Genomic DNA, 12867 nt, shown 5'->3' with positions numbered 1-12867 from the left:
ATATTAACACTATTATTAATACATATATGCGACTGCTTCATATTTGCCATCAGCCTTTTGAATGATACTTACAAATGGGTAACCATTTGAAGCTGACTTTGTTTTGATTCTCATAGCAGTCTGATTTTGGTTTGCAATTGGCGGTTCGCCTTTTGTCCTTGTCGACACTCCTGTAAAACTTGCAGCCTGCTTCAGCCCTATTGTCTTTTCTTGAGTTAAAACAGTTACCATTTTGTAATCCTCTTTTGAATCAACAACTATTTTATCCGAAACTTTCTGTGTTTGATTTGTCTGTTTGTTTGTTATTGATGAAACAGCATATTTACTGATTTTAACTTCTTCTGAACTTCCATTTAATGTGTAGTAAATCAGACCGTTTTCGTTTTTAACGAAATTAACATCAAGCTGTTCACCATTATGTTTTGTAATTTGATGTGTTTGAGAAATTGCAATATTTGCAAATAACATTGCTAGCGTAAAATATAAAATTTTCATGATTATTAGATTTAAATTAAAAATGATCAGATTTGAAATTTAAAAACTAAAGTTTAACACAAATTCAATGTTATGGAATTTTGTACATTATGATGCACTTTGAAAAATACCTTTTACGCGAAATATTATCAAAAATACATCACAATAAAAATGAGAACATAAAATTGTCTTTTTCAGAAATCAGTTTTGAAAATCTATTGAAATAAAAATTATAAGTTTTTAAAAACAATAAATTTCAGTTTCGTTTCTGTAACGGCAAATTTTAATTTTTATAAAAATCATCTCTGATTTTTAGTATTGAGTTAAAAATACCAACTTTATAAACAATTGTGTGTTAACAACCCGTTAAACTGGCAAAAACAACAGCAAAAAGTTAAATAAAGACTCCAAATAAACAATAATTCAAAAAATGAGTTATCTATCAAGATGATTAAAAAATAGTCTTAAAATCAATTTATTTAAGTCAATTTTAATATAAGTTAATTATCAAAAATATAAAAACAATAGTTTTTATAAATAATAAATAAAATTAATACATATTAATATTTTATAATTTTTAATAATAATATAAAATACTAATTTATCACTCCTAAAAACATAAAAAATAGGTCAAAAAAGACAAAAATTGAAATAAAGACTTTTAAAAAGATATTTTAAAAATTAGGAATCAAGAGATATTTAAAACAAAAAGTTTTCTTAAAATTAATTTATGCAAGTCAATTTTAATCTATAAAATAAATTAAAATTTAAAATTTAATAGATTTTTTAAATAATAAAAATACTAAATTAAAATTAACATTATAATCAATAAAAATTATATTAAGAGATCGAAAAGTAAAATCGACCTTGTAAAAAGTAAAAAATCAAAATAAAGCTTTCTCTTAAATTAAAACCTAAAAAATGAAATGGTAATCCATTAAAAATTTATTTTCGATTAAAATTACTTTATTAAAGTCACTTTTAATTTATAAAAATTATTAAATTTTAATTTTTAATAGTTTCTATATATAATAAAAAAAGCGCTTTAAAAAGCGCTTTTCAATAGATTCTAATTATTTTTAGTTCTTAACCATTTCTGCTAAAATTTCAATTTCTCTTTCCGATGCATTTTTTGGCGGATTTGAATTTAATTTCGAAATTTCTTCAAAAAACTGATTTCTCAAACTTTCACTTTCATTATCTCTTAAATTTAAAAGTGTTTTTGATCGAACATAAGTCGATTCACTTTTTAGAGACATTGAATATAATTTTTTAATATCATCTTCTTCAAAATCAGTAGATTTCCAGTTTGAATACTTCAAAATAAACTGAGAAAACAACAATGAAGCTTTATTATTATTGATATTTTTCTTTAAAGAATTCTGCAAAAGTGAAAAACTAGAAATATTTCTGATGTTCTCCCCTATTGCGCTTTCAATTGCAATTCTTTCTGGTTTAGTCTCAACTTTAAAATATTTGTTGATTTCTTTTAAAGAATTATTGATGCTGTTTTCCTCTTTTTTTCCTTTTTCTTCCCAAGCATCTTTCAATCCAACAGTTTTGTTAAACACTAATCTTGAGTTAGTTGAATCTTTATCAACAGTAAAATATCCTAAACGTTGAAACTGGAATTTATCTTCATTTTGAGCTGTTGATAAACTTGGTTCAACAAACCCAGTTACAGTTTCTAACGAATTTGGATTCACAAAATCTAAGAAATTTTTCTCTTTATAACTGTCCGGAGCTTCATCTGTAAACAAACGATCGTACAAACGAACTTCTGCTTCAAGTGCATGTTGAATTGAAACCCAATGCAATGTTCCAGACACTTTTCTTTGGCTTGCTTCAGTTCCGCTTCCGCTTAAAGAATCAGTATCATATGTTACATGAATTTCTGTAATATTCCCGTTTTCATCTTTTATAACTGATTCACCTTTAACAATATAAGCATTTTTAAGACGAACTTCCTTTCCTAAAGTTAAACGGAAAAACTTAGCTGGAGCTTCTTCTAAAAAGTCTTCTCTTTCGATATATAATTCACGAGAAAAAGGTACTTTTCTGAATCCTGCATTTTCATCTTCTTGATTATTTTCAGCTTCCAACCACTCTTCTTTTCCTTCTGGATAATTTGTAATTACTAATTTTACAGGATCTAAAACAGCCATTACACGAGGTGCAATTTTGTTCAAATCTTCACGAATACAGAATTCTAAAACCGATACATTGATCAAATTATCACGTTTTGCAATACCAATTGTATTCGCAAAATTACGTAAAGAAGCAGCTGTATAACCGCGTCTTCGTAATCCTGAAATAGTTGACATTCTAGGATCATCCCAACCGTTAACATGCTTTTCCTTAACTAGTTGCTGTAATTTTCTTTTACTAACAACGGTATGTGATAAGTTACGTCTAGCAAATTCTCTTTGCTTTGGACGAAGTTTATTATCATCAAAAATCTGATCTAAAAACCAATCGTATAATTCACGGTGAGGCAAAAATTCTAGTGTACAAAATGAGTGGGAAATTTGTTCCAAATAATCACTTTGTCCGTGTGCCCAATCGTACATTGGATAGATTTTCCAAGCATCTCCCGTTCTATGGTGATGTTTGTGTAAAATTCTGTACATGATTGGATCTCGCATTAACATGTTTGTTGATTTCATGTCAATTTTTGCACGAAGAATATGTGTACCAGCCTCAAATTCACCGTTTTTCATTCTTTCGAATAAATCTAAGTTTTCTTCAACAGAACGGTTTCTGTACGGACTGTCAGTTCCTGGAGTTGTTGGAGTTCCTTTCTGGATTGCCATTTCTTCAGAAGATTGACTGTCAACATACGCTTTATCTTTCTTAATCAATAAAACTGCCCAATCGTATAATTGTTGAAAATAATCAGATGCATAACATTCTTCAGCCCATTTGTAACCCAGCCATTCTACATCTTTTTTAATAGCATCAACAAATTCCTGTTCTTCTTTTTCAGGGTTTGTATCATCAAAACGTAAATTCACAGGAGATTGATAATCAATTCCTAAACCAAAATTTAACGCAATAGAACTCGCGTGCCCAATGTGTAAATACCCATTTGGTTCTGGTGGAAAACGAAAGCGAAGTTTTGAATTTGAAAGACCTGATTTTACGTCTTCCTCTATGATTTGTTCAATAAAATTGAGTGATTTCTCTTCTGATGCCATTATTTTATAGTAATTTTAGCAAAGATAAAAAAGTTTATAGTTTATAGTTTATGGTTTATGGTTTTCTTTGGAAACTTACTCTAAACTTGAAACTTAAAACCTGAAACCTTGAATAAATATATTTATTACTTTTGTATAAATATTGAGAATTATGAGACAATTGACTGTTACAATTCCAGACGATTTTTACGATACTTTTATTAGTTTTTTTAAACATGTTCCTGATGTTTCTATAAATGAAACAGTAGAGAATGAAATTCCTCTTTGGCAACAAGAAATGGTTTTAGATCGCATAAAGAACGCTAAACCAGAAGATTATATTAGTTGGGAAGAGTCTAAAAAAAGACTAAATGCTAAATGGAATAAGAAGTAATGTTTAAAATAAATATTCTAGTACGAGCTGATTTAGAAGTAGATGAAATAGCTGAATATTACGAATCTATTTCTAAAGGTTTGGGAACAAAATTCTTTAAAGAATATCAAGAATACGTAGAAACTTTACATACTTTTCCTTTTTTTGAAGAAAAATATAATATTGTTAGAACTCTTCCTTTAAAGAAATTTCCTTATACCATCCATTTTACTATTGATGAAGTAAATAATATAGTTTCTATTCATGCAATTACATCAAATCATCAAGATCCAAATACTACAAGAATAAAATTAAAATAAAAAATGGGAGTTATAAAATTGAAAAATATCCGTACTTTTTCATATCACGGATGTTTAATTGAAGAAGGAAAAATAGGATCTGATTATATTGTTGATCTTAAAATTAAGGCAAATCTTCAGAAATCAGCTCAAACTGATCATCTTTTAGATACTGTTGATTATGTACATTTAAACCGAATTGTAACTGAAGAAATGGCAATTCGTTCGCATTTATTGGAACATGTGGCCAAAAGAATCAATATTCGCGTATTGGCAGAGATAGAAATGGTAGAAAAAACAACAGTTTGGGTTTCAAAAGTAAATCCGCCTATTGGTGGTGATGTTGAAACAGTTACCATAAAAATGACTGAAATTAGAAAGTAATTTTTCTAATTAAAAATCTAAAATTTTAAAATACTTCATTCGAAACTTTTGAAATTTAAAGATTTTAGTTACTTTTGCCAACCGTTCAAGTAATGGCGTCGTGGCCGAGCGGCTAGGCTGGGCTCTGCAAAAGCTCCTACTCCGGTTCGAATCCGGACGATGCCTCAAAACCTTCAAAGCAATTTGAAGGTTTTTTTTATGTTTTGTCCTTGCGAGGAACGAAGCAATCTCATTAAGCATATCAGCAATCTTTTAACTCATGCTAGTGAGATTGCTTCGTTCCTCGCAAGGACTTATAAACACAAAAAAACCTCTGAAATTCAGAGGTTTAATTTTATAATCTTGAGTTATCAACAAACTATTTATCGATCTTTTCAAAAGCATTTTTGACCATTTCTTTTTCTTTTGGAAACCAGCCTTGAATTACCAAAGCAAATCCGAAAACCATTAAAACAATACTAATTCCTTTTTTGATTTTAAGAATATTAGTTGGCGTCATTTTTGATTTTAACTGTTTGGCTAATAAAATTTTAGCACAATCAATCAACAAATAAGTGATAATTACAGCAGTAAAAAATGTCATCATTCTTGGAGTCTGCATTTCTAATTTTGGACCAACAGAAATAATTACAGCAAGCCAAAAACCAAGAACTCCAATGTTTATAACATTCAGTAAAAAGCCTTTCACAAACAAACTTCCGTAGTTTCTTTTCAAGATATCACGATCAATTTCTTCATCGTTTATTTTTTCTTCTTTCTTTAGTTTTACAAACGAAATAATACCATAAGAAAGCATAATTATTCCTCCAAAAATAAAAAGAGCAGGATCGTCTTTTAAACTGGAAATCAATCGATAACTTCCTAAATACGCAATAGCAATAAAAAAAACATCACCTAATACAACTCCAAGATCAAAAGCTATCGCAGCTCTAAATCCCTTTGTAATACTGGTTTCTAATAAAACAAAAAATACTGGACCTACCATAAAGCTCAGAACAAGTCCCCATGGCAGTCCAGCCAAAATATCATTTATCATCAAAATACTTGTGTTATTTTACTTCTTCAATTTTACCGCCAAACACTGTTTTTTGGTTAATTTGTTTTGGTTTTCCATAAATGTAAATAGAGCCTCCTGCGCTCACTTTTGCTTCAACAAGGGTCGAAGCATTTACATCGGCTTTTCCGCCCGCAGAAACGCTTACAGTAGTTTGAGACGTATTTAATTTACTTGCCAGCAAATAACCTCCAGCTCCTAAACTCGCATCTTGATTTTCTGCTTTTCCAGTTAAAGTAATTGAACCTCCTGAAACAGAGCTTACTTTTAGTTTATCAACATTCAAATCAACATTTATAATACCGCCCTCTTGAGCACTTACTTTAAAAGAAGTAGCTTTAATAGTTTCACTGCTTTTAACTTCTGCACCTTCGTTAACATCTATTAATTCTAAATGTTTGTAATAAAGCGTAATATCAAGATCATTTCCAGATAAAAGTTTTGGAAAAGGCATTCTTAATTTTAATATTCCATTTTTATTTACGGCTTCGACTTCAGCTTCTCTTGCTCCTTTAATAACAATTTTATTTTCAGATGACTGTACTAATTTAACACTTAGTTTATCAAATACTTTTACGGTATCAAAATCACCTAACTCTTTAGTAACCTGAGCAAAAGACATTTGGGCAAATAAAATTACTGCTCCAATAATTAGCTTTTTCATACTTTTATTTTTTTAATTAATAATTATTCGGCTCTTCTTAAAAAATGAAAATCCAGTTGTTTTTTAACTAAATCGGCATTTTTTACTTTAACATAAATTTCGTCTCCTAATTGCAAAATACTGTTTGAAGTAGCTCCAACCAATGCATATTGCTTTTCGTCAAAAGTATAATAATCCTCTTTAATTTCTCTGATTCTTACCATTCCTTCGCATTTATTAGACACGATTTCAACATAAATTCCCCATTCAGTAACTCCAGAAATAACACCCAAGAATTCTTCATCCTGATGATCCTGCATGTATTTAACCTGCATGTATTTGATACTGTCACGTTCAGCATTTGTGGCTAAACTTTCCATATTTGAACAATGCAGACATTTTGTTTCGTATGTTTCTTGATCTACAGAAGCGCCTCCATCCAAATAATATTGCAACAAACGATGTACCATAACGTCTGGATAACGACGAATTGGCGATGTAAAATGACTGTAATAATCAAAAGCTAAACCATAATGCCCAATATTTTCTGTCGAATATTTGGCTTTACTCATACTTCTAATTGCAAGAGTATCAATTAAGTTCTGCTCTTTTTTGCCATTAACTTCTTCCATCAAAGCATTCAAAGATTTGGAAATATCTTCTTTGTTTCTGAAATCAATTTTGTATCCAAATTTAGCAATTACTGTCGCCATTGCAATTAATTTGTCTTCATTTGGTTCGTCGTGAATACGGTAAACAAATGTTTTCTTTTGTTTACCAATGTATTCTGCTACTTTTCTGTTTGCCAAAAGCATAAATTCTTCAATAAGATGATTTGCATCTTTTGAAATTTTGAAATAAACGCCTTCAGGTTCTCCTTCAGCATCAAGATTAAATTTCACTTCCACTTTATCAAAAGAAATAGCACCATTCTGCATTCTTTTCTTTCTTAAAATCTTCGCTAATTCATCAAGTTTCAAAGTAGCTTCGACAATTTCATCAGATACAACATAAGATTCTCCGGTAATTGAAATATCAACCGGAATTGTATTATCCTTTGTTTCAATGATATATTGTGCTTCTTCGTAAGCAAAACGCTGATCTGAATAAATTACTGTTCTTCCAAACCATTGGTTGACAACTTGCGATGTTGGCGAAACCTCAAATATTGCAGAAAACGTATATTTCTCTTCATTTGGACGAAGTGAACACGCAAAATTAGACAAAACTTCTGGAAGCATTGGCACTACTCTATCTACTAAATAAACTGAAGTTGCTCTTTGATACGCTTCATCGTCTAGAATTGTTCCTTCTTCCAAATAATACGAAACATCCGCAATATGGATTCCAATTTCGAAATTTCCGTTTTCTAACTTTTTGAAAGACAAGGCATCATCAAAATCTTTTGCATCTTTTGGATCGATCGTAAACGTAAGCGTATCACGCATATCGCGACGTTTTGCAATTTCAGATTCCTGAATTGAAGTATCAATTTTTTGTGCAAAAACTTCTACTTCTACCGGAAAATCTGCTGGCAATCCGTATTCAGCTAAAATGGCATGAATCTCCGTATTATGTTCTCCTGGTTTTCCTAAAACTCTGATTACAGATCCAAATGGACTATCAGCGCGTTTTGGCCAATCTTCAATTTTAACCAAAACAACGTCACCATTTTCGGCCTCGTCCATTTTATCCTTTGGAATAAAAATATCCGTATACATTTTTGGATTTGCAGTCGAAACAAAAGCAAAATTTGACTGAATATCAATCACTCCAACAAATTCTGTTTTATCTCTTTCTAGAACTTCAATTACTTCACCTTCAGGTCTTTTTCCTTTTCTTCGGTTATAAACATAAACCTTTACTTTGTCTTTATCAAGAGCACGATTCAAATTATTTGTCGGGATAAAAACATCTTCTTCAAATTCTTCACAAATAAAATATGCCGTTTTTCTGCTCGTCATATCTATCGTTCCTTCGTAGTAATCTTGACTTACGGCCTTGATTAAATACTTTCCAGGTTCCGTTTCAATAATCTTTTTTTGAGCAGCAAGAATTTTCAAATCTTTAATAATCTGATTTCTGCTTTTTGTATCATCAAGTTCAAGCTTAGCAGCCATTTGTTTATAATTGAATGGTTTATTAGCACTTTGCGATAAAATTTTTACTATCTTACTAGAGAAATCTTTCTCTTTTTTTATCGGCTTTCTAATTTTCTTACTCATATATCTTTTCTTATAAGGTTTAAAATTACAAATAAGATATCAGAATATAGATTTTAACAATTAGAATTATTAAAAATATAACTTTTCGTACATTTACAAAAAGACTTAATATGGACAGCTTTAAAACCATCGCCGTATTCAATTATCAGCACGAAACCGTTGTTTTGAAACACTTATTAGAGCAGGAAGAAATTCCGTATTTCTTTGAAAACGAAGTAACGCTCTCTGTCGCTCCAATGTATTCGGCGGCACTTGGCGGGATCCGACTCAAAGTTCATCCAAACGATTTCGAAGAAGTGCAGCAAATTCTAGACAATCTAAACAATCCTCTCAAAATCGTTTAAAAGCTTTCATTTTTCAAACTCAAAAATTTTTTTTCCTTTTCAACTTTTTTAGTTTTCAACATATATTAAATACAACAAAAAAGATTTTTAAAAATTTAAAAAAATTTGTTGGTTATTATAGTCTGTTAATATGTCGAATAAATTTATTTTTAAAAGTATTGAAATGAAGTTTCTCTTAGTTATTCGCAGTTATTAACATAGTTATTTTTAGTTAAAAGTTTAATTTTTAAGACTTTTTGTATTTTAATTAACAACGGTTGACAACCAAAAATGAATTCATTTTGTAGATAAGTTGATATGTTGATTTCTGTTGAAAATAGCATTTTTGATATTGATAACTTTTCCAAAAATTCCCGAAACTTTATTTGGATTTTTCATTCCGGTTTTGGATTACGTTTTTTTCTGAAACAACCAAAAAAAACTTCTAATTTTCTTTTCGAACTTATTAACATTTTCTGTTAACTTAAAGTTAATTGAATATCAAGCAATTACAAACTCCTATTAACACTTCAAAATTTTAACAAATATCTTGTTTATTCTTCATTGATTGTGAGAGACTTATGGAGTTATTAAAAATGTTAATAACTGTTAAGATTTTGATAGTAAGATAGTTGCAAAACGAGGGGTTTTACCACGAATTTTGCGAATGTACATTAATTTGTATTCTGATGTTTATATAGCATTGAAAAAGAAAAAAATTTGTGAAAATTAATGTAATTCGTGGCGAACAACTATTTATTAAGTAAATTTGCAAGACACAACTAAATAGAGAGAAAAAATGAAAATTTCGATAGGAAACGACCACGCGGGACCAGAATATAAAAAAGCAATTGTTGCAATGCTTGAAGCAAAAGGGTATGAAGTAACCAATTACGGAACAGATACAGATGCTTCTGTTGATTATCCTGATTTTGGGCATCCAGTTGCTAATGATGTATCTGAAGGAAAAGCGGATTTTGGAATTGTAATCTGCGGAAGCGGAAACGGAATTGCGATGACTGTTAATAAACACCCGAAAGTGAGAGCTGGTTTATGCTGGACTAAAGAAATTGCGTATTTAACACGTTTACACAATGATGCAAATATTGTGAGTATTCCGGCGCGCTTTACTTCTATTCATCAGGCTGTTGAAATCGTTGAAACTTTCTTGGATACCGCTTTTGAAGGTGGAAGACATCAAAACCGAGTTAATAAGATTGCTTGTTCATAAAAACGAAAAAAAAAATTCGGTGCTTCGCACCAATATAAATAAAACACACCGGGCGGATTTTCAAAATTCATCCGGTTTTTTATTTAAAACATTTAAAATCAATTAATTGTAAAGTATGTTTTTAGGTTATCAACATTGTTAATATCTATAACTTATCAGTTAATTTGAGATAAATCAAAACAACCTGAATCAAAAAAATAAGCAGGAATTTGACAATAAATGAAGTTTTACTCGTTTTATGTCTGAAGAAAAACATTGCTATTAATAAACCGATTGTTCCGCCAATTGCTTCAAGAAAAAACAAAGTATTTTCGGGGATTCTTCGTTTGTTTTTTTTTGGCTTGATATTTATCGTATCCGGCAAGAATAAAAACGATGATATTTATAAATAAAAAATAGAGTAAAAAAAATTTCATTGGCATAATATTCAAAACAAAGATATTATTTTAGCCGAATCGTTAGTGATTTTCCTTGTATATTTTAACAAGTAAATTAGACTAATTTATAATTAAGAATTTATTTCATTAAAAGTATGACTAATATTCAATTTATTGCCAAATCTGTACAGGCGCCAGCAATCAGTATTCAAAACACAGTAAAATTATTAGAAGAAGATTGTACAATTCCGTTTATTTCGCGTTACCGAAAAGACAGTACAGGAAATCTTGATGAAACTGTAATTGAGCTAATTGCGAAACTTCAAAAAGATTATGATACGCTTATAAAACGTAAAGAAGCCGTTCTAAAATCGATTGAAGAACAAAAAGCGCTTACGCCAGAATTGAAGAAAAAAATTGAAGATAGTTTTGATTTACAAGAAATTGAAGATTTTTACCTTCCATACAAAAAGAAGAAAAAAACAAAAGCGGATGTTGCTCGTGAATTTGGTTTAGAACCATTGGCAAAATTGATTATGTCTGAAAGTGATGCCGATATTGATTTCCTTTCAACACAATATATTAATGAAAATGTTGTTAACGAAGAAGCAGCAATTCAGGGTGCAAGAGATATTGTAGCCGAATGGATCAACGAAAATATTTACGTTCGTAAACAGCTTCGAAGATTATTTCAGCGAAAAGCAACTATCGCTACAAAAGTGGTTAAAAAGAAAGCCGAAGAAGAAGGTGCTCAAAAATTCAATCAATATTTTGACTGGGAAGAACCTTTGACAAAAGCGCCGGCACACCGTTTATTAGCGATGCTTCGTGCCGAAAACGAAGGTTTTATAAAAATGAAAATCGATGTTGATATCGACGATGCGTATGACGTTATTGACGAAATCATCATTAAAAAACAAAATAATACAACTGCTCATTTGCAATTAGCGATTGAGGATAGTTACAAACGTTTATTGAATCCGGCAATTGGAAATGAAACTCTGCAAGAAGCAAAAGCTAAGGCAGATGCGAACTCAATTCAGGTTTTTGCTAACAATTTAGGACAGTTATTATTGGCACCACCTTTGGGCGAAAAACGAATTTTGGCAATCGATCCAGGATTTAGAAGCGGTTGTAAAGTAGTTTGTTTGGATGAAAAAGGCGATTTGTTATACAACGAAACGATTTATCCGCACGCCCCTCAAAACGAGGAATCAATGGCGATTAAAAAAATTCGTTCGATGGTAAATGCGTATCAAATTGATGCGATTTCTATTGGTAACGGAACAGCTTCTCGTGAAACGGAATTTTTCATAAAAAAAATCGCGTTCGACAAACCAGTTCAGGTTTTTATCGTTTCTGAGGCTGGAGCTTCGGTTTATTCGGCATCAAAAATTGCGCGAGAAGAATTTCCAAATTATGATGTAACGGTTCGTGGTTCAGTTTCTATCGGAAGACGACTTTCAGATCCTTTGGCCGAATTGGTTAAAATTGACCCGAAAGCAATTGGCGTTGGACAATATCAGCATGATGTTGACCAAACTAAATTAAAAGAAGAATTGGACAGCACGGTTATTCGTTGCGTGAACTCAGTCGGAATTAATATCAACACAGCAAGTAAACATTTGCTAAGTTATGTGAGTGGAATAGGAGAGAAGTTGGCTGAAAACATTGTACAATATCGTTCTGAAAACGGACCTTTTGAAGACAGAAAACAGTTGAAAAAAGTGCCACGTTTAGGTGATAAAGCGTATCAACAAGGAGCGGCGTTTATCAGAATTACAAATGCTAAAAACCCGCTGGATAATTCGGCGGTACATCCTGAGGCTTATCCGGTTGTTGAAAAGATGGCGAAAGATTTGAATATTTCTCTGAATGATTTAATTGCAAACAAAGAAAAAACAGCGCTTATTAAGCCAGAAAAATATGTTACACCAGAAATTGGTTTACTAACGCTTAAAGACATCATAAAAGAGCTTGAAAAGCCAGGATTAGACCCAAGAAAGTCGGCTAAGGTTTTTGAGTTTGATGCAAATGTAAAATCGATTAAAGATGTAAAAATCGGAATGATTTTACCAGGAATTGTGAATAACATCACCAACTTCGGGTGTTTCGTTGACATCGGAATCAAAGAAAGCGGACTGGTTCATATTTCGCAATTGAAAGCTGGATTTGTGAGCGATGTAAACGAAGTGGTGAAATTGCATCAACATGTTGAGGTTAAAGTTACTGAGGTTGATGAAGATAGAAAGAGAATTCAGTTGACAATGGTATTGTAGAAACTACAAACTTCCACAATCTTGTCATT

General features: G+C 30.9%; 12 protein-coding genes and 1 tRNA gene. 7 read left to right on the top strand and 6 right to left on the bottom strand.

Going from position 1 to position 12867, the window contains the following annotated elements:
* Positions 1 to 15: 15 nt before the first annotated feature.
* The gene (locus tag FND99_RS04090; protein WP_144336704.1) at positions 16 to 495 is read right to left on the bottom strand and encodes a hypothetical protein; all 480 of its coding nucleotides are present in this window, start codon (positions 493 to 495) and stop codon (positions 16 to 18) included.
* Positions 496 to 1553: 1058 nt separating this feature from the next.
* The gene (locus tag FND99_RS04085; protein WP_144336703.1) at positions 1554 to 3671 is read right to left on the bottom strand and encodes a glutamine--tRNA ligase/YqeY domain fusion protein; all 2118 of its coding nucleotides are present in this window, start codon (positions 3669 to 3671) and stop codon (positions 1554 to 1556) included.
* 151 nt (positions 3672 to 3822) lie between these two features.
* Between FND99_RS04085 and FND99_RS04080 the strand changes: the two genes are divergently transcribed.
* The 4 genes from FND99_RS04080 to FND99_RS20165 all read left to right on the top strand — a co-directional run bounded on the left by FND99_RS04080 (position 3823) and on the right by FND99_RS20165 (position 4871).
* Positions 3823 to 4044 carry a hypothetical protein gene (locus tag FND99_RS04080; RefSeq protein WP_144336702.1) on the top strand — a complete coding sequence of 74 codons (222 nt, stop codon included), beginning with the start codon at positions 3823 to 3825 and terminating at the stop codon, positions 4042 to 4044.
* A complete protein-coding gene (locus FND99_RS04075; protein WP_144336701.1) occupies positions 4044 to 4343 on the top strand; it encodes a hypothetical protein in 300 nt (99 codons plus the stop codon). The genes FND99_RS04080 and FND99_RS04075 overlap by 1 nt, the downstream gene beginning before the upstream one ends.
* A 3-nt stretch (positions 4344 to 4346) precedes the next feature.
* Positions 4347 to 4706, top strand: a complete 360-nt coding sequence (gene folB, locus FND99_RS04070) for a dihydroneopterin aldolase (protein WP_144336700.1) — start codon at positions 4347 to 4349, stop codon at positions 4704 to 4706.
* A gap of 94 nt (positions 4707 to 4800) precedes the next feature.
* Positions 4801 to 4871 (top strand) — tRNA-Cys (locus tag FND99_RS20165).
* A gap of 193 nt (positions 4872 to 5064) precedes the next feature.
* On the opposite strand, the gene FND99_RS04065 is transcribed toward FND99_RS20165, so the two are convergent.
* Genes FND99_RS04065 through rnr form a run of 3 tightly spaced genes read right to left on the bottom strand, consistent with a single transcriptional unit; the run spans position 5065 to position 8628 of the window.
* Entirely contained in the window at positions 5065 to 5742 is a 678-nt protein-coding gene (locus FND99_RS04065) for a LysE family translocator (RefSeq protein WP_144336699.1), read from the bottom strand.
* 13 nt (positions 5743 to 5755) lie between these two features.
* Positions 5756 to 6424 (bottom strand): head GIN domain-containing protein, encoded by a 669-nt coding sequence (locus tag FND99_RS04060; RefSeq protein WP_144336698.1) that lies wholly within the window; start codon positions 6422 to 6424, stop codon positions 5756 to 5758.
* A gap of 23 nt (positions 6425 to 6447) precedes the next feature.
* On the bottom strand, positions 6448 to 8628 hold the full coding sequence (rnr, locus tag FND99_RS04055) for a ribonuclease R (protein WP_144336697.1): 2181 nt from the start codon (positions 8626 to 8628) through the stop codon (positions 6448 to 6450).
* Positions 8629 to 8738: 110 nt separating this feature from the next.
* Between rnr and FND99_RS04050 the strand changes: the two genes are divergently transcribed.
* Complete coding sequence (locus FND99_RS04050) at positions 8739 to 8972, top strand: putative signal transducing protein (protein ID WP_144336696.1); 234 nt, start codon at positions 8739 to 8741, stop codon at positions 8970 to 8972.
* A 778-nt stretch (positions 8973 to 9750) separates the two neighbouring features.
* Positions 9751 to 10182 carry a ribose 5-phosphate isomerase B gene (rpiB, locus tag FND99_RS04045; protein WP_144336695.1) on the top strand — a complete coding sequence of 144 codons (432 nt, stop codon included), beginning with the start codon at positions 9751 to 9753 and terminating at the stop codon, positions 10180 to 10182.
* Between the two features lie 145 nt (positions 10183 to 10327).
* Here rpiB and FND99_RS20345 read toward each other — a convergent pair whose 3' ends face one another.
* The gene (locus tag FND99_RS20345) at positions 10328 to 10486 is read right to left on the bottom strand and encodes a DUF1294 domain-containing protein (protein ID WP_342777761.1); all 159 of its coding nucleotides are present in this window, start codon (positions 10484 to 10486) and stop codon (positions 10328 to 10330) included.
* Between the two features lie 228 nt (positions 10487 to 10714).
* Here FND99_RS20345 and FND99_RS04035 point away from each other — a divergent pair, with 228 nt between their 5' ends.
* Positions 10715 to 12838 carry a Tex family protein gene (locus FND99_RS04035; RefSeq protein ID WP_144336694.1) on the top strand — a complete coding sequence of 708 codons (2124 nt, stop codon included), beginning with the start codon at positions 10715 to 10717 and terminating at the stop codon, positions 12836 to 12838.
* The last annotated feature ends 29 nt before the right edge of the window (positions 12839 to 12867 follow it).

Origin of the sequence: Flavobacterium daemonense (assembly GCF_007341385.1) — a bacterium.
In the GTDB taxonomy this organism is placed as follows: Bacteria; Bacteroidota; Bacteroidia; order Flavobacteriales; family Flavobacteriaceae; genus Flavobacterium; species Flavobacterium daemonense.
This window is presented reverse-complemented; position numbering and strand designations above follow the sequence as displayed.

Excerpts from the sequence above, each read along its gene's own strand:
- FND99_RS04060 (WP_144336698.1), bottom strand. The coding sequence starts at position 6,424 with ATGAAAAAGCTAATTATTGGAGCAGTAATTTTATTTGCCCAAATGTCT.
- FND99_RS04080 (WP_144336702.1), top strand. The coding sequence starts at position 3,823 with ATGAGACAATTGACTGTTACAATTCCAGACGATTTTTACGATACTTTT.
- rnr (WP_144336697.1), bottom strand. The coding sequence starts at position 8,628 with ATGAGTAAGAAAATTAGAAAGCCGATAAAAAAAGAGAAAGATTTCTCT.
- FND99_RS04035 (WP_144336694.1), top strand. The coding sequence starts at position 10,715 with ATGACTAATATTCAATTTATTGCCAAATCTGTACAGGCGCCAGCAATC.
- FND99_RS04075 (WP_144336701.1), top strand. The coding sequence starts at position 4,044 with ATGTTTAAAATAAATATTCTAGTACGAGCTGATTTAGAAGTAGATGAA.
- FND99_RS04050 (WP_144336696.1), top strand. The coding sequence starts at position 8,739 with ATGGACAGCTTTAAAACCATCGCCGTATTCAATTATCAGCACGAAACC.
- FND99_RS04065 (WP_144336699.1), bottom strand. The coding sequence starts at position 5,742 with ATGATAAATGATATTTTGGCTGGACTGCCATGGGGACTTGTTCTGAGC.
- folB (WP_144336700.1), top strand. The coding sequence starts at position 4,347 with ATGGGAGTTATAAAATTGAAAAATATCCGTACTTTTTCATATCACGGA.
- rpiB (WP_144336695.1), top strand. The coding sequence starts at position 9,751 with ATGAAAATTTCGATAGGAAACGACCACGCGGGACCAGAATATAAAAAA.
- FND99_RS04090 (WP_144336704.1), bottom strand. The coding sequence starts at position 495 with ATGAAAATTTTATATTTTACGCTAGCAATGTTATTTGCAAATATTGCA.
- FND99_RS04085 (WP_144336703.1), bottom strand. The coding sequence starts at position 3,671 with ATGGCATCAGAAGAGAAATCACTCAATTTTATTGAACAAATCATAGAG.